Annotated in this window: 25 protein-coding genes; 15 read left to right on the top strand and 10 right to left on the bottom strand. The window is 61.8% G+C overall.

Going from position 1 to position 23,914, the window contains the following annotated elements; genetic code table 11:
* Positions 1–41: 41 nt before the first annotated feature.
* Positions 42–338, bottom strand: coding sequence for a hypothetical protein (locus ACHZCU_RS09260; RefSeq protein ID WP_319518546.1), 297 nt, complete (start codon positions 336–338; stop codon positions 42–44).
* 73 nt (positions 339–411) lie between these two features.
* Between ACHZCU_RS09260 and ACHZCU_RS09265 the strand changes: the two genes are divergently transcribed.
* The 15 genes from ACHZCU_RS09265 (at position 412) to ACHZCU_RS09335 (ending at position 14,510) form a co-directional block, all read left to right on the top strand.
* Positions 412–1,620, top strand: coding sequence for an ABC transporter substrate-binding protein (locus ACHZCU_RS09265; RefSeq protein WP_319518547.1), 1,209 nt, complete (start codon positions 412–414; stop codon positions 1,618–1,620).
* Positions 1,621–1,699: 79 nt separating this feature from the next.
* On the top strand, positions 1,700–2,449 hold the full coding sequence (locus ACHZCU_RS09270; protein ID WP_319518548.1) for an SDR family oxidoreductase: 750 nt from the start codon (positions 1,700–1,702) through the stop codon (positions 2,447–2,449).
* 4 nt (positions 2,450–2,453) lie between these two features.
* Positions 2,454–3,359, top strand: a complete 906-nt coding sequence (locus tag ACHZCU_RS09275) for an NAD(P)-dependent oxidoreductase (RefSeq protein ID WP_319518549.1) — start codon at positions 2,454–2,456, stop codon at positions 3,357–3,359.
* On the top strand, positions 3,356–4,246 hold the full coding sequence (locus tag ACHZCU_RS09280) for a branched-chain amino acid ABC transporter permease (RefSeq protein WP_319518550.1): 891 nt from the start codon (positions 3,356–3,358) through the stop codon (positions 4,244–4,246). The genes ACHZCU_RS09275 and ACHZCU_RS09280 overlap by 4 nt, the downstream gene beginning before the upstream one ends.
* Positions 4,239–5,225, top strand: a complete 987-nt coding sequence (locus ACHZCU_RS09285; protein WP_319518551.1) for a branched-chain amino acid ABC transporter permease — start codon at positions 4,239–4,241, stop codon at positions 5,223–5,225. Before ACHZCU_RS09280 ends, ACHZCU_RS09285 begins: the two co-directional genes overlap by 8 nt.
* Positions 5,225–6,001, top strand: a complete 777-nt coding sequence (locus ACHZCU_RS09290; protein ID WP_319518552.1) for an ABC transporter ATP-binding protein — start codon at positions 5,225–5,227, stop codon at positions 5,999–6,001. Before ACHZCU_RS09285 ends, ACHZCU_RS09290 begins: the two co-directional genes overlap by 1 nt.
* Positions 5,994–6,728, top strand: coding sequence for an ABC transporter ATP-binding protein (locus ACHZCU_RS09295; RefSeq protein ID WP_319518553.1), 735 nt, complete (start codon positions 5,994–5,996; stop codon positions 6,726–6,728). The genes ACHZCU_RS09290 and ACHZCU_RS09295 overlap by 8 nt, the downstream gene beginning before the upstream one ends.
* Before the next feature lie 11 nt (positions 6,729–6,739).
* Positions 6,740–7,546: an N-acyl homoserine lactonase family protein gene (locus tag ACHZCU_RS09300; RefSeq protein ID WP_319518554.1), complete on the top strand. Its 807-nt coding sequence runs from the start codon at positions 6,740–6,742 to the stop codon at positions 7,544–7,546.
* Positions 7,547–7,612: 66 nt separating this feature from the next.
* Positions 7,613–8,248 (top strand): GntR family transcriptional regulator, encoded by a 636-nt coding sequence (locus tag ACHZCU_RS09305; RefSeq protein ID WP_319518555.1) that lies wholly within the window; start codon positions 7,613–7,615, stop codon positions 8,246–8,248.
* A gap of 63 nt (positions 8,249–8,311) precedes the next feature.
* On the top strand, positions 8,312–8,908 hold the full coding sequence (locus tag ACHZCU_RS09310; protein ID WP_319518556.1) for a cysteine hydrolase: 597 nt from the start codon (positions 8,312–8,314) through the stop codon (positions 8,906–8,908).
* A 213-nt stretch (positions 8,909–9,121) separates the two neighbouring features.
* Positions 9,122–10,336, top strand: coding sequence for a MaoC family dehydratase N-terminal domain-containing protein (locus tag ACHZCU_RS09315; protein ID WP_319518557.1), 1,215 nt, complete (start codon positions 9,122–9,124; stop codon positions 10,334–10,336).
* Positions 10,337–10,460: 124 nt separating this feature from the next.
* Complete coding sequence (locus ACHZCU_RS09320) at positions 10,461–11,621, top strand: CoA transferase (RefSeq protein ID WP_319518558.1); 1,161 nt, start codon at positions 10,461–10,463, stop codon at positions 11,619–11,621.
* On the top strand, positions 11,618–12,811 hold the full coding sequence (locus ACHZCU_RS09325) for a CoA transferase (RefSeq protein WP_319518559.1): 1,194 nt from the start codon (positions 11,618–11,620) through the stop codon (positions 12,809–12,811). Before ACHZCU_RS09320 ends, ACHZCU_RS09325 begins: the two co-directional genes overlap by 4 nt.
* Before the next feature lie 29 nt (positions 12,812–12,840).
* On the top strand, positions 12,841–13,707 hold the full coding sequence (locus tag ACHZCU_RS09330; protein WP_319518560.1) for a MaoC family dehydratase N-terminal domain-containing protein: 867 nt from the start codon (positions 12,841–12,843) through the stop codon (positions 13,705–13,707).
* A 5-nt stretch (positions 13,708–13,712) separates the two neighbouring features.
* A complete protein-coding gene (locus ACHZCU_RS09335) occupies positions 13,713–14,510 on the top strand; it encodes a CoA ester lyase (RefSeq protein WP_319518561.1) in 798 nt (265 codons plus the stop codon).
* Between the two features lie 446 nt (positions 14,511–14,956).
* Here the strand turns inward: ACHZCU_RS09335 and ACHZCU_RS09340 are convergent, their stop codons facing one another.
* The 9 genes from ACHZCU_RS09340 to ACHZCU_RS09380 all read right to left on the bottom strand — a co-directional run bounded on the left by ACHZCU_RS09340 (position 14,957) and on the right by ACHZCU_RS09380 (position 23,818).
* The gene (locus ACHZCU_RS09340; protein WP_319518562.1) at positions 14,957–15,790 is read right to left on the bottom strand and encodes an aldo/keto reductase; all 834 of its coding nucleotides are present in this window, start codon (positions 15,788–15,790) and stop codon (positions 14,957–14,959) included.
* A gap of 91 nt (positions 15,791–15,881) precedes the next feature.
* Complete coding sequence (gene glxR, locus ACHZCU_RS09345; protein WP_319518563.1) at positions 15,882–16,778, bottom strand: 2-hydroxy-3-oxopropionate reductase; 897 nt, start codon at positions 16,776–16,778, stop codon at positions 15,882–15,884.
* Between the two features lie 60 nt (positions 16,779–16,838).
* The gene (gene hyi, locus ACHZCU_RS09350) at positions 16,839–17,603 is read right to left on the bottom strand and encodes a hydroxypyruvate isomerase (protein ID WP_319518564.1); all 765 of its coding nucleotides are present in this window, start codon (positions 17,601–17,603) and stop codon (positions 16,839–16,841) included.
* 16 nt (positions 17,604–17,619) lie between these two features.
* Positions 17,620–18,411, bottom strand: a complete 792-nt coding sequence (locus ACHZCU_RS09355; protein ID WP_319518565.1) for an aldolase/citrate lyase family protein — start codon at positions 18,409–18,411, stop codon at positions 17,620–17,622.
* 216 nt (positions 18,412–18,627) lie between these two features.
* The gene (locus tag ACHZCU_RS09360) at positions 18,628–19,374 is read right to left on the bottom strand and encodes an ABC transporter ATP-binding protein (protein ID WP_319518566.1); all 747 of its coding nucleotides are present in this window, start codon (positions 19,372–19,374) and stop codon (positions 18,628–18,630) included.
* Entirely contained in the window at positions 19,367–20,248 is an 882-nt protein-coding gene (locus tag ACHZCU_RS09365) for an ABC transporter ATP-binding protein (RefSeq protein ID WP_319518567.1), read from the bottom strand. The genes ACHZCU_RS09360 and ACHZCU_RS09365 overlap by 8 nt, the downstream gene beginning before the upstream one ends.
* Positions 20,241–21,164: a nickel transporter permease gene (gene nikC / locus ACHZCU_RS09370; protein ID WP_106311505.1), complete on the bottom strand. Its 924-nt coding sequence runs from the start codon at positions 21,162–21,164 to the stop codon at positions 20,241–20,243. The genes ACHZCU_RS09365 and nikC overlap by 8 nt, the downstream gene beginning before the upstream one ends.
* Positions 21,161–22,216: an ABC transporter permease gene (locus ACHZCU_RS09375; RefSeq protein ID WP_106311508.1), complete on the bottom strand. Its 1,056-nt coding sequence runs from the start codon at positions 22,214–22,216 to the stop codon at positions 21,161–21,163. The genes nikC and ACHZCU_RS09375 overlap by 4 nt, the downstream gene beginning before the upstream one ends.
* 6 nt (positions 22,217–22,222) lie before the next feature.
* Positions 22,223–23,818 carry an ABC transporter substrate-binding protein gene (locus tag ACHZCU_RS09380; protein WP_319518568.1) on the bottom strand — a complete coding sequence of 532 codons (1,596 nt, stop codon included), beginning with the start codon at positions 23,816–23,818 and terminating at the stop codon, positions 22,223–22,225.
* Positions 23,819–23,914 lie beyond the last annotated feature (96 nt).

Below are 23,914 nucleotides of genomic sequence, written 5' to 3' on the forward strand. Positions count from 1 at the left end.
AGGAATCACCAGGATGTTAGATTTCCGCAGAAAGCGATGATTTAGTCGCTGCAATTCGGACTGAGGGCAAGCTTCTCATTTTTATGGGCGTCATCCTCGAGCTTGACCCGAGGATCCAATTGTCTTGCCGTATGGATAAAGTTAACTTTATTTAAAATATTGTATTTATGTAGTAATTTATCATTAAAGGTTGTCACGCCGAAGCGTGGATAGACCCTCGGGTCAAGCCCGAGGGTGACGGAAAAGGGTATGGCAGGGTTTGCCGGCAGGCAGGTGGTTTCAGAATTTTTACAAAGTCGATCTGCGTCGATAGCATCTGAAAATAAAATAAGATGCATTTTCTATTGACCTGTTCGCAGGGCCTGCGTATCGTCATGATGGAGGAGCGAAACATGTTTGGGAGGAGATCACATGTTTTCGAGACTGAGAAGGGTGGCCCCTGCGGCCGCCATTGGCACGCTATTGCTTACCACGGGGCCGCTGGCCGCCGCCGATGCCGGCATTGATGCCGAAAACAAGGTTGTCACCATCGGCGCTTTCACGCCGGTCACGGGGCCGGTGCCGTTTTACGCCACGCTGACCCACGCAGCCGAGGCCTATTACAAGAACCTCAATGATAATGGCGGCATTGACGGCTGGACCGTCAATTACGTCACCAAGGACGATGGCTACGAGCCGGCGCGTTCGGTTGCCGTCACCCGGCAGATGGTCGAGGATGACGGTATTTTCGCGCTGTCCGCGCCAATCGGGACGGCAACCAATGTTGCCGTCCTGCCTTATGCGCGGGAAGTTGATCTGCCGGTGGTCGGGCCGATTGGCGGCGCAAGCGCGTTCTTTGTCGAGCCGACCGTGTTTCCGCTTTTGCCGGATTATGGCTGGTCGGCGGCATCCAATGTCGACTATGCGGTCAACACGCTCGGCCACGAGAAAATCGCGCTGCTCTGGGAGAACGACGAACTCGGCAAATCGGCCAAACGCGGTTTCGATGCCTATATGGCCGAACTCGGCATTGAGCCGGCGGAGTCCATCCCCTTTGACGTGAAGACCACCAGTTTCAGCCCGCATATCCGTCGCGTTGCCAATTCCGGCGCGGATGCCGTGATCCTGTTCGGCTCCAATGCCAATCTTGCCGCGGCGCTGAAGGCGGCGGACCTGCAGGGGTTGGATGTCGACTGGTTTGCGCCATTCTTCACGGCCGACCCGTCGACCTTCAAGCTTGCCGGCGACCTTCTGGACGGCGTCTATTTCTCGTCCTGGCTGCTGCCGGTCAGCTCCGATGTGCCGGATATCGCCGCCTACCGGGATTCCATTGCGAAATACTATCCCGATGATCCGGTCGGCGTGTTCGGCCTCAATGGCTGGAGCAATGCGGCGATCTTCCACAAGGGGTTCGAGGCGCTTCTGGCTTCGGGCAACGACCTGACGCGGGAAAATCTGATCGCCGCGCTGGAAACGCTGAAGGATGCCGATGTTGGCGGCGCGAAGGGCGTCACGTTCGAGTCCGGCGATCATCGCGGCACCCGCCAGGAGGGCATTATCCAGGCCAAGGGCGACAGTTTCGAACTGGTGCAGCCGTTCCGGCCCTATCCGGCCGTCGTCTTCGACGCCAAGCCTGAGTAATTGACCTTCGCGCGCCGCGACAAAGCGCGGCGCGCAGTTCTTTTGAAATTGCATTCTTGAATGACGGGAGAAGACAGGGATGTCCCTGATACCAGTCAGCGCGCCCGCGCATATGGACGGAAAGATCGCTCTTGTAACCGGCGCCGCCGGCGGCATCGGCCGCGCCACGACGCTGGCGCTGGCCGAGGCGGGGGCGACGGTAATTGCCACCGATATCGCCGAGAAAGCCGAATTCGATCATCCGGCGGTCAGCTATCGCCGCTATGATGTGACCTCGCGGGAAGAGACGGATGCTCTGGTCGCCGATATCCGGTCGGACCATGGACGCATCGATGCGCTTATCCTGTGCGCCGGCACGATTTCGCATCGCCCGCTCGGCGAAAGCACCGATGAGGAATGGCGCGCCATTCTCGACGTCAACCTGATGGGCGTCGTCAATCCGGTGCGGGCGGTGTTCCCGGTCATGGCCGAACAGGGCATGGGCAAAATGGTCGCGCTCGGTTCCATCGCCGCCAAGATCGGCGGCGTCGCTTCCGGCCCGTCCTATGTGGCGGCAAAATCGGCGGTTCACGGGCTGATGAAATGGGTTGCCAAAGCGGGGGCGTCCAAGGGCGTCTATGCCAGCATCATCGCGCCCGGCCCGGTGGAAACGCCGATGTGGGAGACCGTGACCCAGCGCGCGGCCCCTTCCGCCAACGGCAATGTGCCGCTCGGTCGTTTCGGCCAGCCGGAAGATATCGCCCAGGCGATCCTGTTCCTGTGTTCGCCCGCCTCCAACTGGATCACCGGCACCGTTCTGGATGTGAACGGCGGCATGTTGATGGATTGAGATCATGAGCAACAGTGAGACAATCGGATTTATCGGGCTTGGCGTCATGGGCGGTCCCATGTGTCGCAACATGGCCCTGAAACACGACGGTGCAGTGCTGGCGTTCGATCTTTCCGACGACGCGCTGAAGGCCGTCGAGGAAGCCGGCGCGCAGCGGGTCGGCTCGGTCGTGGCGCTGGCCGGTGAGGCCGACGTGATTTTCCTGTCACTGCCCGGCGGTCCACAGGTCGAGGCGGTGACCGGCGAGATTGCAAAGGCTTCAGGCCGTTGCGCGCTGGTCGTCGATCTGTCGACCACGCCGGTGGCGACCGCGCGCAAGGTCGCCGCCGATCTTGCCGGACACGGCATCGATTTTGCCGATGCGCCCGTCGCCCGCACCCGCGAGGCGGCGCAGAAAGGAGCGCTTGCCATCATGGTCGGCGCGTCCGATGCGGTTTACGCGCGTATCCGGCCGATGCTCGACTATATCGCGACCGACGTCACCCATGGCGGCGATGTCGGGGCGGGGCAGGTGCTGAAGCTGGTCAACAACATGCTGGTCTTCGCCAACACGGTGGCCCTCGCGGAGATGATGGTTCTGGGGGAAAAGGCGGGCGTTGCCCCCGATGTGCTGCTCGACGCGGTCTCCAAGGGCTCCGGCGACAGTTTCGTGCTGCGCAATCACGGGCTGAAGGCCATGCTGCCGCGCGCATTTCCCGACAAGGCATTCTCGCCGGAATATGTGCTGAAGGATATTTCCTACGTTTTCGAACTGGCGGAACAGTCCGGCGTCGCACTGCCGTCAGCCGATGCGGCGCGCCGCTATTATGAGGTCGCCACCAAGACCGATCTGTCGGGACGCTATTTTCCCGGCGTGATCGAACTGGTGGAGCGCGGCGTCATGGCCCGCGGCAAGGGAGGGGGCGCATGAGCGATATTTTTCGCGATCTGTTTCCGCTGCTCTGGTCGGGGATGATCACCGGCTGCCTCTATGCGCTCGGCGCGCTGGGGCTGGTGATGATCTTCAAATCCTCGCGCGTGGTCAATTTCAGCCATGGCAATGTCGCCGGCTTTGCCGCCTTTCTGATCTACGGTTTTTCCAGCGGCGCGCTGATGCAGTTGAGCTGGGGCGCGGCGGTGCTGCTTGCCATTCTGGCGGTCATCGCGATTGCCTGCCTCACCTATGCGGTGATTGCGCCGCTGGTTTTTGAAAGCGATCTCACCGCCACCATCGCGACGCTTGGCATCGGCCTGATCGCGCAGGGCGCAACGCTGCTGATCTTCGGCGCGGATATCGTCAGCCTCGATCTGCCGGTGCCGCGTTTTGGCATGTCGGTGCTCGGGCTTTTCATCACCGGCTATGACCTGACCGTGCTTGCGGTCGCCATCGTCACCATTGCGCTTTTGTTTTTCGTCGTTGACTTCACCAAGCTCGGTGTGGCCTTCCGCGCGATTTCGATCAATCCGTTCGCGGCGGAGGTGTGTGGCCTCAATCTGCGTTCGATCCACCTGTTTTCCTGGATCGTCGCGGCGGTGCTCGGCGTGGTCGGCGCGCTTCTGATCGTGCCGACAACGTTTCTGAGCGTCACCACGGTTGCCTCCTTCATGCTGCAGGCGTTCGCCGCCGCCGTCATCGGCGGCTTTGCCAGCCTGCCGGGCGCGCTCGTCGGCGGCATTCTCATCGGCGTCTTGATGAACCTCTTCACCTTCTATGTCTCGCCGGAGTTTTCCAGCACATTCCTGCTGGGGGTTATCCTTCTGGCGCTGAACATCTTTCCCAACGGCATTCTGGCCCGCGTAGGAGGCAGCCGTGTCTGATCACCCCGCAAGCCTGCAAAACGATCGTATCCTGCCGGCCCGCCTTTCAGGCGTGTCGCGGGCCGATGCGGCGAATATCGCGCTGGTCGCGGTGCTGCTGGTTCTGCCCTTCCTGCTTGGCGGGTCGTGGGTGTTTGCGCTTGGCCTCTGCTTTGCCAATGCCATCGGCGTGCTGTCTGTTTCCGTGCTGGTCCGCTATGGCGGCGAGGTCTCGATCGGCCATACGTTTTTTGCCGCCGTCGGCGCTTATTCCGTTGCCGTGCTGGATACGCGCTACGGCCTTTCGGTGCTCGTCAGCCTGCCGCTGGCGCTGGCGCTCGGCGTTGTCAGTGGCATCGCCTTTGCCTGGCCCTCGCGCAAGCTGTCGGGGATCTATCTGGCGGTCTCGACCATGGCGCTGGCGCTCGCCGTGCCGGAACTGATCAACAATATGGACGGGCTGACCGGCGGCTATGAAGGGCTTTATGTGGCGACCCCGGTCATTCCCGGCCTGCCGATGGGGTTGCAGCGCTATTATGTGGCCCTTCTGGTGCTGGCGGCCGCCGTTTATGGCGTGTCGCGGTTGCGCCATTCGCGTCAGGGGCTGGTTCTGCTGCTGTCGAAATCGCACCCGGCGGCGGCCGATGCCTTTGGCACGCGCCAGGTCTGGGCGCGGGTTGCCGTCATGGGCATCAGCGGCGGTATTGCCGCGCTTTGCGGCGCCATGCTCGGTTTTGCCGGATCGACGGTCAGCCCCAGCGGCTTCACCTTCTGGTCGGCGATCTTCCTTCTGGTCGGTTCGGTCGTCAGCTTCTACGGCCTCAGCCTGCCGCGCGCGCTGCTGGGCGGTGCATTTTTGACGCTGGTGCCGCAATTCCTGTCATCCTCGGGGGCATGGATACCGGTGCTCTACGGCGTTGCCCTGTTGTCGATGATCCTCGCCGGCCACTATCTGCCGCGCCTTCGCGCAATCATGGCCCAGCGAAAGGGAGATGACTGATGGATGTGGCAAACAAGGCGTTGCGCGGTGACGGCATCTCGTTGTCCTTTGGTGGCATCAATGTGCTCAAGGATCTCGATGTGGAATTCCGCGCCGGCGAGATCACCGGACTGATCGGCCCCAACGGCGCGGGTAAAACCAGCCTTTTCAATTGCATGACCGGCGCTTACCGGCCTCAGGGCGGTGCGATCACCTATGCCGGGCAAAGCCTTGACGGCCTGCCGCCGGCGGCACGCGCCGGCAAGGGCATCGTGCGCAGCTTCCAGCATGTGGCGCTGAGTCCGGACCTGACCGTGCTCGAAAACGTCATGGTCGGCGTTGCCCGCAATTATCACGCCGGCTGGGCGCATGCCTTCCTGCCGACGGCGCGCGGGCGCAGTGAAATGGCGGCCATGCGCGAGGCCGCCATGGCCGCGCTTGCCGAACTCGGTCTGACACAGGCGGTGGACAAGATGCCGTCGCAACTGCCGCCCGGCATGCTGCGCCTCGTCGAAATCGCCCGCGCGATTGTCGGCAAGCCGGACGTGCTGTTGCTGGACGAACCGGCGGCGGGCCTCAACAATTCGGAGACCCGCGACCTGATGCGCAGCCTCAAGCGGCTGGTCTCGCCCGATCTGGTCATGGTCGTGGTGGAGCATGACATGGACCTCGTGATGTCGATCTGCGACCGGATCTACGTGATGAATTTCGGTGCGCTCGTCACCTGTGGCGCGCCGGCCGAGGTGCGCGAAAACGAGGATGTGATCCGTATCTATCTGGGGAGCGATGATGACTGATCTTTTGACCATATCGGGCCTCTCCGTTTTCTATGGCGCCAGCGCCCAGGCGGTGGACGATGTTTCGTTTTCCGTACCCTCCGGTTCGGTGGTGGCGCTTCTGGGCGCAAACGGCGCTGGCAAGACTTCGATCATGAAGGCGATTGCCGGGCTGATCCCGGCGGAAGGGCGGCAGGTCTTCGAAGGCGAGGACGTGTCAGGGCTTTCCGCGCGCGAAAGGGTCAGGCGCGGCATTGTCTATGTGCCGGAAGGCCGCGAAATCGTCGGCGACATGACCGTGCGCGAAAACCTGACGCTGGGCGGCTATCACCTAGGCGGCCGGGAGCGGAAATCGCGCGCGGAGATGGTGCTGGACCTGTTTCCCGAAATCGCCAACAAGGCCGACCGGCACGCATGGCGGCTTTCCGGCGGCGAACAGCAGATGCTTGCAATCGGCAGGGGCCTGATGGCAAAGCCGCGGCTGCTGCTGCTTGACGAGCCTTCGCTCGGGCTTGCGCCAATGCTGGTCAGGCGGGTGTTCGACCGGCTGGGCGCGTTTCGCAGCGAAAGCGATCTGGCGATCGTGCTGGTCGAGCAGAACCTGGCGATGACGATGCGCATCTGTGACGAGCTGCATTTCCTGCGCGGCGGACAGCTTGTCGGCCATCGCACCGCCGAGGAACTGAGCGACAGCGCCGCCCGCCAGGAAGCCATCGACGCCTATTTGGGCGCCGCATCGGCCGCGTGAGGGAGAACGGAATGCGCGAAACAGTCTGGAAGATATTCGGCATCCGCCACGCCATCAATCCGACCCGGACGCGGGGGCAGAATTTCATTCTCGAAAGCGACCCGGCTGGCGCACTGCCGCTTGATTTCTATTCATGGCTGCTGGTGAGCGATGACCGGGTCATCGTCGTGGATACCGGCATGGACCCGGCGAAAGCGAAAAAGCATGGCCATACCCATGTGCTGAGCCCGGTCGATGCGCTTTCAAGGCTGGGCGTTTCCGCGCGCGACGCCGATACCGTCATTCTGACCCATGCCCATTATGATCATCTGGGCTTTCTGGATGCGTTCGAAAACGCGCATTTCTACATGCAGGCCGAGGAAATGGCCTATGTCACCGGTCCGTGGATGGAGAAATGGTGGTTTCGCCGGGCCTATGAGCCGGACGAGATCAACCGGCTGGTCAACCTGCTGCATGGCGGCCGACTGACCCTGCACGGGCGCGAAAGCGAGATCGCCGACGGCGTGACGGTGCACTGGGTCGGCGGCCATTGCGCGGGCCAGGAAATCGTGCGGGTGCGAACGGCGCGCGGGCATGTGGTTCTCGCCTCCGATGCGCTCCATTACTACGAGGAATATGAGCGCGGCGTGCCCTTTGCCGTGGTGTTCAATTCCTCCGACATGATCGCCGCGCACGATACCATCCGTGCCCTTGCCGACAGCGATGACCATGTTTTGCCGGCGCATGATCCGCGGCTGGCCGAGATTTATCCCCGGCATGAAGGCGAGGAACATATTCTTCGTCTGGATGCCGCACCAAAAGCTTGGAGCAATCCGTGAAATATTGCATTATCCCGGTGAAGCACTGGTATAGTGGTTCGCGAAATTTCATGGAAGGTCAATACGTTGAAGCATCAGACCAAGGAAGAGCAGGTCGCGGACTATCTCAGAGAAGGCATTATTTCCGGCAAGTTTCCGCGCGGGTCGAAGCTGAAACAGGCCGAAATCGCCGAGAGCATCGGCATGAGCATCACGCCGGTGCGCGAGGCGCTGAAGCTGCTGGCGGCGGAAGGTTTCATCCTTGGCACCTCGCATCGCGGCGCGACGGTCGCGCCCTTCGATATCAATGCGACGGAGGAGATCGTCGATCTGCGCGTGACGCTGGAATCGAAACTGGCGCTGCGCGCCATGGAACGGCTGACCGCGCAGCAGGTCGAGGAGCTGCGCGACCTTCAGACGCAACTGGAAGCAGCCGCCACGCGCGACGACAAGGACGCAGTGCGTTCCATCAATTACCGCTTTCACGAGGTGCTCTATTCCGCCGCCGGCCTGCCGCAGACGCTGCGTTTCGTCCGGGCGCTGTGGGCGCGCTACCCCTTCGACCTGATCAACAGGCTGGAAAACCGGATCGATCGCGCCTCGAAGGAGCATCGCGAGATGCTGGGCGCAATTCTGTCGCGCGACGAGGGCGCGATGCTGACGGCATTGCGCAGCCATATCCGCGCCGGCTGGGACGAATTCAAGGCCAGCTACACCGGCTAGGACGCCTTGATGCGTGTTCCGGTCGGCCTGCCAAAACCGGAATATCGCAGAAAGGAGACCGAAATGCCCGCCGATAGCATTTTGCCCGATAGCATCCTGCTTGTCATGGACATGCTCAACGACCTCGTTCATCCCCACGGGATGGGCGCGAAATCCTATGTTCCGCAATGCCAGGAGCGGGGCGTCTACACCAATACGGAGCTTGCCATCCGCCGCGCGCGCGCGGCCGGGGTGATGGTCGGCTATGTCCGTGTCGGGTTTTCGCCCAGTTATGCGGAATGCCCGCCCACATCGCCGGTCTTCGCCAAGGCGCGCGATGCCGGGGTCTTCAAGCTCGGCAGCTGGGGCACGGAAGTCTATTCGGACTTTGCGCCGCAGGAGGGCGATCCCGATATCATCAAGCATCGGGTCAGCCCGTTTTACGCCACCAAGCTGGAGCCGCTGTTGCGCGCGCAGGGCATCAAACGGCTGATCCTGTGCGGGGTTTCCACCAATGGCGTGGTCTCTGCCGCCGTGCGCGAGGGCCATGACCGCGATTACCAATGCGTCGTGCTGGAGGATTGCTGCGCCGGGGCGAGCACGGAGGAGCATGACTTCGCGCTGGCCGGTTTGCGCCGCTATGCGGAAATCACGACCGCTTCGGATTTCGCGCTGTCATAAAATGCATTTTAATGGTGCGTGATACGGCTAATTGTGTCCGATTTTGTGCATTTTATCGCCATATCGTCCCAAAAGGGCAATTAAAATGCATTATTTTCTGGAAATTGATTGACCAAAGAAAATAAAATGCATTAACTGAGGTCAGCAAACGAAGCCTGAGGATGGTGCGGGGAGCGCCGTCCGGGCATCTTGAGAGGAGACTGACACGTGACCATGGCTGACACCAAAGAGCAGACCAAAAAAGCCGTCGGCGGCGCGCCGGCGGAAGGGCTGATCACCGACGAGGCGGTTGCCGCCGCGCGCAACATGATCGGCCTGCAGCTGCGCCCGGAAGGGCCCTATCTGCAGGACGCCACGACGGATACGCTGCGCAACTGGTGCAACGGCATCGGCGATCTGAATCCGCTCTACCGCGAGCAGGAATATGGCCGCAATTCGCGCTATGGCGGGCAGGTGGGCCATCCGATGTTTCCCATGGCCTTCGGCTGGGTCGGCCGCACCCGCTGGGGCCTGCCGGGTGTCCACGGTTTTTACGCCGGCAATGAATGGGAACTGTTCCGCCATATCCGCCCCGGCGATCGCATCAGCGCCATCGAGCGCGTTGTCGGCGTCGAGGAAAAGCAGAGCAAGTTTTCGGGCCGGCTGGTGCTGCAATATGTCGAGGCGAGCTATTCCAACCAGCGCGGCGAGCTTGTCGCCCGCGCGCTCGGCACCTGCACCCGCCACGAGCGCAAGGCCGCCCGCGATGCCGGCAAATACAAGGATATCAAGACCCACGAGTATACGGCTGACGAATATGAGGCGCTTGATGACGCGATCATGCGCGAGCCGGAGCGCATCCGCGGTGCCAATGTGCGCTACTTCGAAGATGTGACGGAAGGTGAAAGCCTCGACCCGATCGTGCGCGGCCCGCTGTCGCTGATGGATACGATGGGCTTTCTCGTCGGCTGTGGCCGCGGCCACACCCATGGCGTCGTGTTCCAGGCGGCAATGAAACATCCGGGCCATTTCTTCCGTAACCCCGAGGCCGGCGGCGGTATCGAATATACCGGCATCGGCCACCATCGCGAAAGCACGGCCAAGGAGGTCGGCGTGCCCGGTGTCTATGACTACGGCCCGCAGCGGTCTTCGTGGATGGCCTCGCTGGTGACCAACTGGATGGGCGACGCCGCCTTCCTCAAGCGGGTCCGCACCGAAATGCGCCGCTTCAACACCATGGGCGACAGCACGTGGTGCAAGGGCAAGGTCTCGCGCAAATACGTCAAGGATGGCCACGCCCTCGTCGATCTGGAGATCTGGGGCGAGAACCAGCGCGGCGAAGTGACAACGCCGGGCGTGGCGACGGTGATCCTGCCGAGCCGCGATCCCGAACTCCGGGTGTTCTTCGACGGTTCCGCGCTCGATCTCGAGCTTCCCGTCGTGCGCTGAGGATGAAGCAGTTTCGCCGGGCCCGGGAGAGCGGGCACCGGCGGAACACAATCGAAATGCCGGAGCATTCCCGCCTTTCGCTGGAAAGCAGGAGCGCTCAGGGACTTGAGGAGGAGGTCCCGCCATGCAACAGGACAAGCCGCTCAGCGGCATCAAGGTTGTCGAGCACGCCGGCGGCGTTGCCGGGGCCTGGGCCGGACGCCTGCTCGCCGCCATGGGCGCCGAGGTGATCATGGTCGAACCTCCGGAGCTTTGCCTCTTGCGCCAACGCGCGCCGCTTTTTGACAACGGCAGCAGCGCGCTGTTCGCCTATGTCGCGGCGGACAAGCGCAGCGTGGTTCTGGATCTGGCGACGGATGCCGGTCGCGATGCATTTGCCTCCCTGCTCGGGGATGCCGCCATCCTGATCGACGATACGCCGCTTGCCGGGCGGGAGGCGCTTGGTCTTGATCAGGCCGCCATCGCCGCCCGCCACCCAAATCTCGTGCATCTCTCCGTGCTGCCTTTCGGCGCGACTGGCCCGAAAGCGGACTGGAAGGGCGAGGAAATCAATCTCATTCACGCCGGCGGCGAGGGCTATCTTCTGCCCAACGGCCTTTCGGCAACGCTTTTCCCGGACCGGCCGCCGCTCAAGATCGCCGGCCATTTCGCCGAGATGCAGGGCGGCGTGGCCGCCGCCCTTGCGGGACTTGCAGCGCTGTGGTCGGGCGAGGGGCAATTCGTCGATGTTTCGGTGCAGGACGCCAACCTCGCCGTCGGCGCATTCGCGCTGCAGCGTTTCGGCGATGGCTCGATCGAACACCGGCTGACGCGTTCGTTTCGCTATGGCGGCGTGATCGAATGCCGCAACGGTTTTTTCGAGCTTCTGACACTGGAAGAACGGCAATGGCGCGGGCTTGTGGAACTGATGGGCCATCCCGAATGGGCCGCCGATGATGCCTTCAACGATGCTGTCGAGCGCAGCGCGCGCGGTGAGATGATCAACCGTGAAATCCACGCCTGGGCGCGCGCCCATGATGTCGAGGAAATTGTGGCGCGGGCGCAGAAGCTGGGCGTGCCGATGGCGCGCTACAACACGCCGCAACAGGTGCTTTCCGGCGCGCACGAAACCGCGCGCGGCATCTTCCAGACGCAGGAGTGGCCGGACGTTGGGGCATTTTCGGTGCAGACCGCGCCGTTCCGCTTCGGCGCCGACGCGCCGCAACTTTCCGCAGCCGCGCCGCAGGCGGGCGCCGATCAGGCGCTTGTTTCATCGGCTGCGGCAACAAGGAGGGCGACGGCATGAAACCGCTTGCCGGCATCAGGATCGCCGATTTCACCGTTCACGCCGCGGGCCCGTTCTGCACCCATATGCTGTCGCAGCTCGGCGCCGAATGCATCAAGATCGAGACCGCGCTGCGCCCCGATATTTTCCGCAAGCCCCATGCTGTCTATGGTCGCGCGGGGCCGGCAACCTTCGATCAGGTGGCCTCGAACAAATTGTCGGTGCGGCTCAACCTCAAACATCCGGAAGGCGTGGCGCTTGCCAAACGTCTGGTCGGCGCGGCTGATCTGGCCGCCGAAAGCTTCCGCGCCGGGGTGATGGAGCGGTTGGGCCTTGGCTACGAGGCGCTGAAGGCGGTCAAGCCCGATATCGTCATGGTCTCGGTTTCGTCATCCGGGCAGAGCGGGCCGGACAGCCATTTCGCCGGCTATGCGCCGCTGTTCGGCGCATGGGGCGGCCTCGGGCATCTGACCGGGTATGCGGATGGCCCGCCGGTGGAGATGCGCCATGTCATGGACCATTCGGTTGGCATGAACGCCGCGCTTGCCGCCGTTGCCGCGCTCACGCGCCGCAAACGCACCGGCGAGGGCTGCCATGTCGATATCGCCGCGCGCGAGGTTGCCTCGTCGCTTGCTGGCGATGCGATCACGGCGGCTTCGGCCGGCGTTCGTCAGCATCGCATGGGCAATGCCGACCCGCAATTTGCGCCGCACGGCCTCTATGCCACGCGTGAGGACGACCGCTGGCTGAGCATCGCCGTCACCACGGATGCCGAATGGCGAGTCCTTGCCGCCATCATCGGCCATCCGGAGCTTGTGGGGGATTCCCGCTTCGCAACCGCTGCGGCGCGTGTTGAAGCGCGCGCGGCTCTGGACGCGATCGTCGCCGCATGGGCGTCGGGTGTGGAGGCCGAAACGGCAGCACAGGACCTTCAGGCCAAGGGCATTGCCGCGCATGTTTCCTGGCGCGCGGCCGATATCGCCGCCGATCCCCATATGCGAGGCCGCGACAGCGTGGTCGAGGTGACCGAGACCGACGGGAGCAAGCGCATGGCGGCCGGCTTTCCGGCACGGTTCTCGGCAAGCGATGCGCCGGGGATGACGCGCGGTACGCCGGGTCTTGGCGAGCATGAGGATTATGTTTACGGCGAGCTTCTGGGGCTTGGCCGCAGAGAGCGCGACCGGCTGGTGGAGGAGCGGATCATCTACTGATCCGGACGCCGTTTTGAGGGAGAAAGATTTTGACAGTTGAAGCCGCCATGCGTGAGACAAGCCTGGAAGCCGCGATCGGGCGCAAGGAAAGCCGGACGGAAACGATCCTGCCCGAACGGGTGGCGGCGCTTGTCGAAACGCTGGAACTGCCGGACATGCCGGTCGCCGGCCAGCCGCTTCCGGCGGGCTTTCACTGGCTGTTCTTCAATCCCTTCGTCCGGCGTTCCAGCCTCGGCGTGGATGGGCACCCGAAGACAGGAGGTTTCCTGCCCGATACCGGTCTGCCACGGCGGATGTGGGCTGGCGGACGCATTTCCTATCACGCGCCGCTTGCCGTCGGCGCGGTGGCGGAGAAGGAGAGCGAAATCCTCAACGTCGTTGAGAAGAACGGTCGCGCCGGACGCCTTGTCTTCGTGACCGTCCGCCATCGCATCTCAAGCGGCGGAACGCTTTGCATCGAAGAGGAGCAGGACATCGTCTACCGCGCGCCGCCGGCGGCCGATGCGCCGAAGCCGGTTCCGGCCGCAGCCCCAGAAGGGGCGATATGGACCAAGGAGGTCAAGCCCGACCCCGTCCTGCTGTTTCGCTATTCCGCGCTGACCTATAACGGCCATCGCATCCATTACGACCGGCCCTATGCCACGCAAGAGGAAGGCTATCCGGGCCTCGTCGTCCACGGTCCTCTGGTTGCCACGCTGCTGCAGGATTTCGCCCATCGCTGCCGTCCGGACGAAAGGCTGACCCGGTTTGAATTTCGCGGCATGGCGCCGTTGTTCGTCGATGATGATTTCGCGCTGGAAGCAGCGGAAGGCGAGACGCCCGACCGGCTTGCTCTCTGGGCCAAAGGGCCACAGGGCGAACTGGTGATGAAGGCCGAAGCGGTGTTCGGGGCGTGATGTCGATGGCCATTCCACGCAGCTATCTGTTCGTTCCGGGCAATCGTCCCGACCGGTTTGTCAAGGCCGCCAGCGCCGGCGCCGGTGCGGTGATCTTCGATCTCGAGGATGCCGTCAGCCATGCGGCCAAGGACGACGCCCGCGCGCATGTCATGCAATGGTTCATGCAAGGCGGGGAGGGCATTGTGCGCATCAACGGGATTGATACGCCCTGGCATGACGATGATGTTGCCGCATTGCGCGACATTTCGGCGGATATCATGGTTCCCAAGGCCGCGCCGGCGGGGATGGCGGATGTTGCGGCAAAGCTCCCCGGTCGCCCGCTCCTGGCACTGGTGGAAACCGTCGCCGGCTTTGCCGCATTGCGCGACACGGTGAACGCTGCGGGCCTGACGCGGCTTGCCTTCGGCAATCTGGATTTCAGCGCCGATGCACGCATTCCCGAAGGCGGCCACGGGCTGGACCATGCCCGTTTCGAACTCGTTCTCGCCTCAAGGCTCGGCGGCCTTCTGCCGCCGATCGACGGCGTGACCACGGCGCTCTCCGACCCCGAGGCGATCAAGCGTGATGTGCGTCACGCCCGGTCAATGGGGTTCGGCGCCAAATTGTGCATCCACCCCGCCCAGGTCGCCCCCGTCAATGCCGGCTTTGCACCGAGCAACGAGGAAGTCGCCTGGGCCCGCCGGGTGATCGCCGCGCTCGAAGGAGCAAACGGCGCGGCCGTACAACTCGACGGCAAGATGATCGACCGCCCGCTGATCGATCATGCGCGCCACATTCTTGAGAACGTGGATCCGGCATAGGAAAGGCCAGCTTCTGTTTGAGGAAGGCTGGCAAGCCCGCGTTTCAGTGCGGTTTTTCCAGTCTCAACTGTCGCCTGGTGATCAAACAATGTCCAAATTCTGACTCCGCAACCAGGTCCGTGTTATCAATCATATCAACGGCTTTACTCTTATGGGGAAGCCTTTTTGTCGTTTGCCGACGAAACACCCGTCGGAATGAGCCCCATCCGGCTAGATGGCGATCCGGTCAGCATAGGCAGGAACCTCGACGGGACAGATGACGTCCATCGATGGAAACGAGTATTTGTTGTTGTTGAAGCTCCCGGACAACTGATTCAAGACGTTGCAGCGAGCTACGTATGGCCTGTTCCGGCTCGGAATTGATGCGGGCGAGAATGCTGTCCTTGGATAGCAGACTTTGAGGAAGAGCCGTTTGAAGTGTCAAGCAACAGCAGAACCAGACGACCTCAAAGCATCTCAAGCGGTGTCGCTTTGCGCGGTGGCGCGAACATCCGGTCGAGGGCTTGAAGGGTTTCGTCATTGAGGGTTATTTCTGCCGCAGCGGCATTGTCGGCAACGTGAGAGGGCGAAGACGCCTTCGGGATCGCCATCGTGTCGCGGCGGCGCAGCACCCAGGCAAGCGCGAGCTGGGCTGCGGTGATGCCGAGGCCGGCCGCCAGTTCCCTCAGATCGGGATGCCGAAGCAGCCTTGCCTGCTCCACGGGCGAATAGGCCATGACGGGAATTCCGCGCGATGCGCACCAGTCGGCGAGGTCCCATTCAATGCCGCGCCGGGTCAGATTATAGAGCACCTGATTGGCCGCCACCTTTGCCCCGCCGGGAACGGAGAATAGTTCCTCCATGTCGTTCACGTCGAAATTGGAAACGCCCCAGTGGCGGATCTTGCCTTCTTTTACCAGTGCTTCGAAAGCGGCAACCGTCTCGCCGAGCGGCACGCCGCCGCGCCAATGCAGAAGGTAGAGATCGATTCGGTCTGTCCCCAGCCGCTTCAGCGAAGCTTCACAGGCAGCAATCGTGCCTTTGCGCGAGGCATTTCCGGGCAGCACCTTGGAGACCAGAAACACCTCGTCGCGCCGGCCGGCGATTGCCTCGCCGACCCGCGTTTCCGAACGGCCGCTGCCATACATTTCGGCAGTGTCGATCACGGTCATGCCGAGATCAATACCGCGATTGAGCGCTTCGATCTCTCTTTCACGCATCGCCGGATCGTCCCCGACATACCAGGTGCCCTGTCCCAGCGCGGCAATTGTTTCATCTTCGGGAAGCGTGACCGTTTTCATCGTTTTCCTTCCTTTCCGCATGATGCATGGCTTATGGCAAAGCCGTATCGCTCAGAAATAGGCTTATCCTGCAGTCACCACAAACAGGCCCTCAGGCGTCGCTGTCCTGTCCGATTTCATAACCGGCCAGAAGTTCCAGCGCCTTCACCATGCCGGAATGGTCCCAGCCGCTGCCGTCATGCGCCGCACAGGCGTTGAACAGTTCCTGGCAGGTGGCGGTATTGGGCAGCGAGAGCCCCATCTGCCGGCCGGCGGAAAGCGCGAGGTTGAGGTCCTTCTGGTGCAGCGCGATCCTGAAGCCGGGATCGAAGGTACGCTTGACCATCCGTTCGCCATGCAGTTCGAGAATGCGCGAGGAGGCAAAACCGCCCATCAGCGCCTCGCGCACGCGCGCCGGGTCTGCGCCTGCCCGCGACGCAAACAGAAGCGCCTCGCCGACGGCCTCGATATTCATCGCGACAATCATCTGGTTGGCGACCTTTGCCGTCTGCCCCGCGCCGATACCGCCGACAAGGGTGATGTTCTTGCCCATGATTTCAAAATAGGGCTTCACCCGTGCAAAGACATCGTCCTTCGCACCGACCATGATCGACAGCGAGCCCTGTTTGGCGCCAACTTCGCCGCCGGAAACGGGCGCGTCGACATAATCGCATCCCAGTTGCTCGATACGGGCGGCATAGTCCTTGGTTTCCACCGGTGAAATCGAACTCATGTCGACCACCGTCTTGCCGGCGCTCAGGCCCTCGGCGACGCCGCCTTCTGAAAACAGGACGGCTGCGACATCCGGTGTATCGGGCACGATGACGAACACGATATCGGCCTGTTCGGCCACCTCGCGACCGGTTTCGCAGACCGTCGCGCCCGCTTTCACGATATCTTCGGGAACATCGCCCTTGGTGTTGACGACAAGGCTGTGTCCGGCCGCCATCAGCCGTGCGGCCATCGGCGTTCCCATAATGCCCAGTCCGATAAATCCGAGCTTGCTCATTGTTCAAATCCTCCGTTTTGCGCCCCGTTTCCGGCGGGACGCTTTTCAAGGTTCATGTTTTCAGGAAAAACGCTTCAGCCAGCCAAAGCCCTGGTCCGGCACATATTCGCAGCCGATCCAGCCGTCATAGCCAAGCGTGTCGATATAGGGCAGCAGGAAGTCGTAATTGATTTCGCCGGTTCCCGGCTCGTGGCGACCGGGATTGTCGGCAAGCTGAATATGGCCGATCCGGGCGAAGTGTTTCTTCATCGTATTGGCCAGTTCGCCCTCCATGCGCTGCATGTGGTAGATGTCGTACTGGTAGAAGAGGTTGTCCGATCCGACCTTGTCCATGACCGCCAGCGTCTGGGCCGTGCCGGACAGGAAAAAGCCGGGAATGTCGTAGGTGTTGATCGCCTCGGCCACCAGCATGATGCCGGCTTTCTTCAATTCGGCCGCGGCAAAGCGCAAATTGTCGACCAGCGTTTCCTCGGCCGCGTCGCGGTCGGCCCCTTCGGGAAGCTTGCCCGCAAGGCAGTTCACCTTCGGGCAGCCAAGTGCGGTGGCATAAGCGATGGCCTTGCCGACGCCGTCCTGAAACTCGCCCTTGCGGTCTTTCAGGCAGGCAATGCCACGTTCACCCGCGCCCCAGTCGCCCGACGGCAGGTTATGAAGCGCGATTTCAAGCCCGTTCCTGTCGAGCCGGTCCCGTAACAGGCCCGCCTCGAAATCATAAGGGAAAAGGAATTCGACGCCCTTGAAGCCCGTCTTTGCCGCCGCATCGAAACGGTCGGGAAACGGCATTTCGGTAAAAAGCATCGAGAGATTTGCTGCAAGTTTCGGCATTCAAGCCTCCTCATTTTCATGCTGTCTTCTGCGCATTGGCCTGTTTCAGGTCGTCGAATGCCGCAAGCGCGCGCTTCGCGCCGTTGATCAGAAGTCCGATATCGGAGCCGATTGCGGTAAAGACGCAGCCTTCTTCGGTGAAATGGCGGGCGAGCGCCTCATTGCCGATCAGGATGCCGGCCGGTTTTCCGGCAGCCTTCACCCGGGTAATCGCCGCATCGACCCTGGCGACGACATCGGGATGGCCGGGCTCGCCCGGATGTTTCATGTCGGCGGAAAGGTCTCCGGGGCCGATGAAGATGCCGTCCACGCCTTCGATGGCGGCGATCTCCTCGATATTTTCCAGCGCTGCGAGGCTCTCGACCTGCACCAGAACGCAGATTTCCTCATGCGCATGCTGGAAATAGCCCTCCATGCGACCGTAGGCGGAAGCGCGCGACTGCGAGGCGAAACCGCGCAGACCATCCGCTGATGGGTAACGGGTCGATGCGACGGCGCGCCTGGCTTCTTCGGCGGTCTGTACCATCGGGATCAGCAGGGTCTGGGCACCGGCATCGAGAAACCGCTTGATCAGCACGGTGTCATTCCATGCCGGACGCACCACCATGCTGGCGGTTCCGGTCTCTGCAGCCTGCAACTGCCGCACGACATTGGGGATTTCATTGGGCGCGTGCTCGGTATCGATCAGCAGCCAGTCAAAACCGCTGGCGGCCAGAATTTCGACCGAGATATTGTCGGAAAGGCTGCTCCAGAGGCCGATCTGCAATTGGCCGGTGGAGATTGCCTGTTTGAACCTGTTCTTCTTCATCTGCATCGTATCTGCTTTCTTTCGCTCCAATGCGGCTGCGGCAGGCAGGCGCACGCAAGGCACACGCCGCCCTTGCGGCCGCCGGGAGCGGTCGCTGCTCAAGTCGCTGTCATTGCCGTTCGCGGGGAAACCGAACTTTGTTCAGGATGGCCCTGAACGGCGGTTCATCTCTGCCGGGCTGCAGCGTCCGGCACATTCATTCAGCGGGAAAGGACGTCAGGCCGCATAGCCGAGACTGCCCTGCCGCAGGTGCCGGGTGTAGTCATGGCTGACGTCGCCGGTGATCAGTTGCTGCCGGGTCACCTCCTCGACGATGACGCCGTCCTTCATCACCGCCACCCGGTCGCACATATGCGTGACCACGCCCATGTCGTGGGTGACCATCAGGTAGGTGAGGTTCTTCTCCTTGCGCAGATCCTTCAGGAGATTGAGGATTTCCGCCTGAACCGAGACATCGAGCGCCGAAGTCGGTTCGTCCAGAAGCAGGATCGGGGAATCCAGCGCCAAAGCCCGGGCGATGGAAACGCGCTGGCGCTGCCCGCCGGAAAGCTGGTGCGGATAGCGGTAGCGGAATTTGCGCGGCAGGCTGACAATTTCCAGCAATTCGTCAATCCGCTTGTCCCGATTGGCGACCCGGTGGATTTCCAGCGGCTCGGCCAGCGTGGTGCCGATCGTGTGTTTCGGATGGATGGAACCGTAAGGGTCCTGAAACACGATCTGCAAAGCCCGTAACTGGGCCCGCGTGCGCTTTGCCGAGACGTCTTCACCATTGAGGCGGATTTTGCCCGTCCAGTCCCGGTGACGGCCGGCAATGGCGTTCAGCACGGTCGACTTGCCCGAACCGCTCTCGCCGACGAGGCCATAGACCTCGCCTTTGCCAACCTGGAACGAGGCGTTCCCGACCGCCATGAAGCGCTTGTTGCGTTCTCCGTAGAAGATGGAGAGATCATCGATTTCAATCATTGGGAACCCCCACTGTATCTTCCAGCCAGGACGGATCGCGCTGAAGAACGGCAAGACGATCACGCGGATGATCAAGCTGCGGCAAGGCTTTCAGGAGACCCTGCGTATAGGGATGCTGTGCCTCGTCGAGTTTTGACGCCTCGATAGTTTCGACGATGTGACCGGCATACATGATCATCACCCGGTCGCAGAAACTGCGCACCAGATTGAGGTCGTGCGAGATGAACAGGAGCCCGATATCGCGTTCGGCCAGCAGTTCGTCGAGAATGTGCAGGACCTGCTGGCGGACACTGACGTCGAGCGCCGATGTCGGCTCGTCGGCGATGATCAGCGACGGCTGGGCGATGATCATCATCGAGATCATGATGCGCTGCCCCATGCCGCCGGACACTTCATGCGGATAAAGCGGATAGACCCGTTCGGGGTTGCGGATATGCACCCGTTCCAGGAGTTCCAGCGTGCGCTTTTTCGCCGCCTTCCTGTCCATTTTCAGGTGGATCCGGCAGGTTTCGGAAATCTGGTCGCCCACGGTCATGACCGGGTTGAGCGAAAATTTCGGGTCCTGCAGGATCATGGCAATCCGCCGTCCGCGCATCATGCGCATCCGCTCCTCGGGCATGGACAGGATGTCCTCGCCCTCGAATTTCAGGCGGTCGGCCGTCACCCGGGCCGCCTTCGGCAAAAGCCGCATCAGCGACCGTCCGGTCATCGATTTGCCCGATCCGGATTCGCCGATGAGGCCGACTTTTTCGCGCCCGATATCGAAGGATACGCCACGCACGGCCTTGTTCAGACCGATCAGCGTCGGAAAGGCGACTTCAAGATTGCGCACCGACAGGATCGGGGATGGTGTTGCGGTTTTGATATCAGCCATTTCGAGGATCCAGTGCATCACGAAGGCCATCGCCCAGAAGGTTGAAGGCAAGGCTGACCAGAAGAATGGCAATGCCGGGGAAGGTGGTCATCCACCAGGCATCCAGCAGATACTGACGACCTGCTGCCGCCATCGAACCCCATTCGGCGATCGGCGGCTGTGCGCCAAGACCGAGGAAGCCGAGGCCGGCGGCCGTCAGGATCACGCTCGACATGTTGAGCGTCAGCCGGACGATGATCGAGGGCAGGCAGACGGGCACGAGATGGCGCCGCAGGATGCGCGGCAAGGACGCCCCCTGAAGCTCCGCCGCCGCGACATAATCGGCATTGCGAACGGTCAGTGTTTCGGCCCGCGCCAGACGGGCAATCGGCGGCCAGACGGTGAGCGCAATGGCAAAGACCGCGTTTTCCAGTCCCGGGCCGAGCGAGGCGGAAAAGGCCAGCGCCAGAACCAGCGGCGGAAAGGCCAGGAAAATATCGGTGAGCCGCATCAGCACGACGTCGAGCACGCCGCCGACATAGCCGGAAATCGCACCGATCAGGAAGCCGACCGGAGCAACTATCACGGTCACGAGAACGGTAATGTAAAGCGTCGTGCGCGCACCGTAGATGAGACGGGAATAGACATCCCGGCCCAGCTCATCCGTGCCCAGCCAGTATTCCGAAGAGGGCGGCAGAAGCGTCGTCGACAGGTCCTGGAGGTATGGGTTGTGGGTTGCAAGCAGCGGCGCAAAGGCGGCGATCAGCAGTAGTGCGATCACGATCAGAAGACCGATCGCGGCCACCGGGTTTTCAAGCAGAACAAGCAGGCCGACATACCAGCGGTGCAGGATGGCCTGTTTCTTCGACTTGAAATCGTCGTCGAGCAGCCATTGATGCAGGCTCTGCTTTTGCGCAGATGTGGTTTCGATGGTCATTTCGTCCTCGGATCGAGAAGGCGATAAGCGACATCGCACAGGAGATTGACACTGATCGAGATGAGGCCGATGAGCAGAACGGCGCCTAGAACCGCATTCATGTCGGCAAAGAAGAGCGCGGTTGTCAGATACTGACCGAGCCCCGGCCAGCCAAAGACCGTTTCGATCAGAACCGTGCCGTCGAGCAGGCCGCAATAGGCAAGCGCGATGATCGTCAGAAGCTGCACGCGCATGTTCATGAAGGCATGCCGCCAGATCACCGCCCTGTTGGCGAGCCCCTTGGCCTGAGCGGTAAGAATATATTCCTGATTGAGCTGCTCCAGCATGAAGGACCGGCTCATGCGGCTGATATAGGCCATATTCGCATAGCCCAGCACCAGCGCCGGCGTGATCAGGTGATGCAGCGCGTTGAAGAACAGATCCCATTCACCGGCGAGCGCGGCGTCGATCATCTGGAAGCCCGTCGGTCCTTCGACAAGCCCTTCGTAGAAAATGCCGACCCGGCCACCGGGTGGAATGGCGCCGAGATAGGCGTAGAAGACCAGAATGATCATCATTCCGAGCCAGAAGATCGGCATTGAATAACCGACGAGGCCGACAACGCGGGCGATATGGTCGAACCACGACCCGCGCTTGACCGCCGCCATGATGCCGAGCGGCACGCCGAGCACCGTGCCGATGATCAGCGCCAGTGTCGCCAGTTCGATCGTCGCGGGAAAGACCCGCGCGAGGTCCGCGGCGACAGAGTTTTTCGTAAGATGGGACTGGCCGAAGTCGAAATGGGCAACCTGATAGACGTAGTTCAGGAATTGCTGCCACAGCGGCTGGTCGAGCCCCATCATGTGATAGACGCGGTCATAGGCTGCCTGGTCCGCCTGATCGCCGATAACGGAGATCACGGGGTCGGCCGGGACGAGCCGGCCGACGACGAAGGTGATAACAAGCAGTCCGAACAGCGTCGTCAGGATCACACCCAGCGATGTCAGCACCTTGCGCAGGACCTGAAACCAGTCGCTGTCCATCAACCTGTGTTCACGTGCAACGGTGTTCATGATTTTCTACTCGGTCTTGGTAACCGTGTCCCAGCGGGTGACCCAGGTCATCTGCCCGACATAGCCCTGCACTTCATTGCGCACCGCGCGTGCATCCATGCGCTGGAACGAGGTGACCAGCGGCGGAGAGGATTCGAGATATTTCTGGTTGATCTCCCTGTAGAGTTCCTCCCGGCGGGCCGGATCGACTTCATGAGCGACATCGCGCACAAGCTGCTGGATATCGGCGGGAACATCCCAGCCCGCGCGCCATGCCATATAGCCGGTCAGATTGGCTTCCTGGCTGTTGTCGGGGTTGAGCGCATAGGAACGCAGAATGGCGTAAGGGTCAGGCATGCGCTCGCCGGTGCGCGCGGAGAACACCTCATAGTCGCGCTTGCGGAAATCGCCGATATGGTCGCCCGACTGGAGATCGAGATCGATCCCTGCAAGTCCCGCATTGGCCTGTATCGACTGGGCGATCTCGTATTCGGGGGTTACCGGCGTCGCATAATAGACCTTGGAAAAACCGTCCGGATAGCCGGCTTCGGCCAGCAGTTCCTTGGCCTTGTCGACATCGAGCGAATAGGGATTTTCATCGATCGCGCCGGTCATGCCCTGCGGAATGATGGTCTGCTGCATCCGCCCGTAATATTTCATCACGGTGTTGGAAAGACCTTCATAGTCGATCAGATAGCGGAAAGCCTCGCGCACCTTGGGGTTCGACAGGATTTCGTCGTTCTGGTTGAGCGCCAGATAGTAGAAGCCGACGCCGGGCGTCGTTTCGATGTGAACATCGTCTTCCGCCGCAAGCGCGTTGAGGTCAGATGAGGACAGACGGGTGGCGACATCGACGTCATCGGACTGCAATTGCAGGCGTTGCGAGGAAGATTCAGGGATATTGCGCAGGATGACGCGCCGCATCGCCGGCTTGCCGCCCCAGTAGTCTTCGAAGGCTTCGGCAATCAGCGTGTCGTTCGCCCGCCAGGTGCGCAGCGAATAAGGGCCGGAACCGGCATCGTGGGTCTGCAGAAAGCCGAGCCCGTAGTCGTCGTTTTGAATGTTTTCCTGCACCAGCGCGCTGTCGACCACCGATGTCGAGAACGAGGCGAGGGAATAGAGAACCAGGTTCGGGCTCCAGACTTCCGGCGTTTCCACCACCAGCGTGTGGTCGTCGGTCGCGCGGATCAAGTCGTCGACATTGTCTTCGGTAAAGCCCCACTGCTTGAGGTCGCGGGAAGGCGCAAGGCCCATCTTCACAAGCCGGCGCAGGCTCCATTCGACATCGCGCGCGGTGAGTGGGTTGCCGCTGTGAAAGGTGATGCCGTCGCGGATGTGAAACGTGTATGTGCTGCCGTCTTCCGATACATCCCAGCTTTCGGCGATGGCCGGTTCCAGAACCGTCTGGTCCTCGGCATTCGGCATCATCAGCCGGTCATAGAGATTGGCGACGACCTCGGCCGATTCGAACTGGTTCAGCTCATGCGGGTCCAGTCCGCGCATGGACGTCATGGTCATGGCGATGACGAACTGATCCTTGGGCGCTTTCGCCTCTGCGGATATGCCCGCGACCAGCACGACCCCGGCAAAAACCGAGCCGAGCAATATCTTCTGCAAGTTCATATTATCCTCCCGTAGATATAGACATCCGTATCTGATGTCTGATATATCATATCTCATACACCAGATATCGACGTCAACTGCAAAACGCGACGAAGG

The organism is uncultured Martelella sp. (assembly GCF_963677965.2).
GTDB lineage: Bacteria > Pseudomonadota > Alphaproteobacteria > Rhizobiales > Rhizobiaceae > Martelella > Martelella mangrovi.

Coding starts and splice junctions, on each gene's coding strand:
- ACHZCU_RS09340 (WP_319518562.1), bottom strand. CDS start 15,790: ATGAAAACGGTCACGCTTCCCGAAGATGAAACAATTGCCGCGCTGGGA.
- ACHZCU_RS09260 (WP_319518546.1), bottom strand. CDS start 338: ATGCATCTTATTTTATTTTCAGATGCTATCGACGCAGATCGACTTTGT.
- ACHZCU_RS09315 (WP_319518557.1), top strand. CDS start 9,122: ATGGCTGACACCAAAGAGCAGACCAAAAAAGCCGTCGGCGGCGCGCCG.
- ACHZCU_RS09280 (WP_319518550.1), top strand. CDS start 3,356: ATGAGCGATATTTTTCGCGATCTGTTTCCGCTGCTCTGGTCGGGGATG.
- ACHZCU_RS09335 (WP_319518561.1), top strand. CDS start 13,713: ATGGCCATTCCACGCAGCTATCTGTTCGTTCCGGGCAATCGTCCCGAC.
- ACHZCU_RS09380 (WP_319518568.1), bottom strand. CDS start 23,818: ATGAACTTGCAGAAGATATTGCTCGGCTCGGTTTTTGCCGGGGTCGTG.
- ACHZCU_RS09375 (WP_106311508.1), bottom strand. CDS start 22,216: ATGAACACCGTTGCACGTGAACACAGGTTGATGGACAGCGACTGGTTT.
- ACHZCU_RS09360 (WP_319518566.1), bottom strand. CDS start 19,374: ATGATTGAAATCGATGATCTCTCCATCTTCTACGGAGAACGCAACAAG.
- ACHZCU_RS09295 (WP_319518553.1), top strand. CDS start 5,994: ATGACTGATCTTTTGACCATATCGGGCCTCTCCGTTTTCTATGGCGCC.
- glxR (WP_319518563.1), bottom strand. CDS start 16,778: ATGAGCAAGCTCGGATTTATCGGACTGGGCATTATGGGAACGCCGATG.
- ACHZCU_RS09300 (WP_319518554.1), top strand. CDS start 6,740: ATGCGCGAAACAGTCTGGAAGATATTCGGCATCCGCCACGCCATCAAT.
- ACHZCU_RS09355 (WP_319518565.1), bottom strand. CDS start 18,411: ATGAAGAAGAACAGGTTCAAACAGGCAATCTCCACCGGCCAATTGCAG.
- ACHZCU_RS09275 (WP_319518549.1), top strand. CDS start 2,454: ATGAGCAACAGTGAGACAATCGGATTTATCGGGCTTGGCGTCATGGGC.
- ACHZCU_RS09265 (WP_319518547.1), top strand. CDS start 412: ATGTTTTCGAGACTGAGAAGGGTGGCCCCTGCGGCCGCCATTGGCACG.
- ACHZCU_RS09270 (WP_319518548.1), top strand. CDS start 1,700: ATGTCCCTGATACCAGTCAGCGCGCCCGCGCATATGGACGGAAAGATC.
- nikC (WP_106311505.1), bottom strand. CDS start 21,164: ATGACCATCGAAACCACATCTGCGCAAAAGCAGAGCCTGCATCAATGG.
- ACHZCU_RS09310 (WP_319518556.1), top strand. CDS start 8,312: ATGCCCGCCGATAGCATTTTGCCCGATAGCATCCTGCTTGTCATGGAC.
- ACHZCU_RS09290 (WP_319518552.1), top strand. CDS start 5,225: ATGGATGTGGCAAACAAGGCGTTGCGCGGTGACGGCATCTCGTTGTCC.
- hyi (WP_319518564.1), bottom strand. CDS start 17,603: ATGCCGAAACTTGCAGCAAATCTCTCGATGCTTTTTACCGAAATGCCG.
- ACHZCU_RS09325 (WP_319518559.1), top strand. CDS start 11,618: ATGAAACCGCTTGCCGGCATCAGGATCGCCGATTTCACCGTTCACGCC.
- ACHZCU_RS09320 (WP_319518558.1), top strand. CDS start 10,461: ATGCAACAGGACAAGCCGCTCAGCGGCATCAAGGTTGTCGAGCACGCC.
- ACHZCU_RS09365 (WP_319518567.1), bottom strand. CDS start 20,248: ATGGCTGATATCAAAACCGCAACACCATCCCCGATCCTGTCGGTGCGC.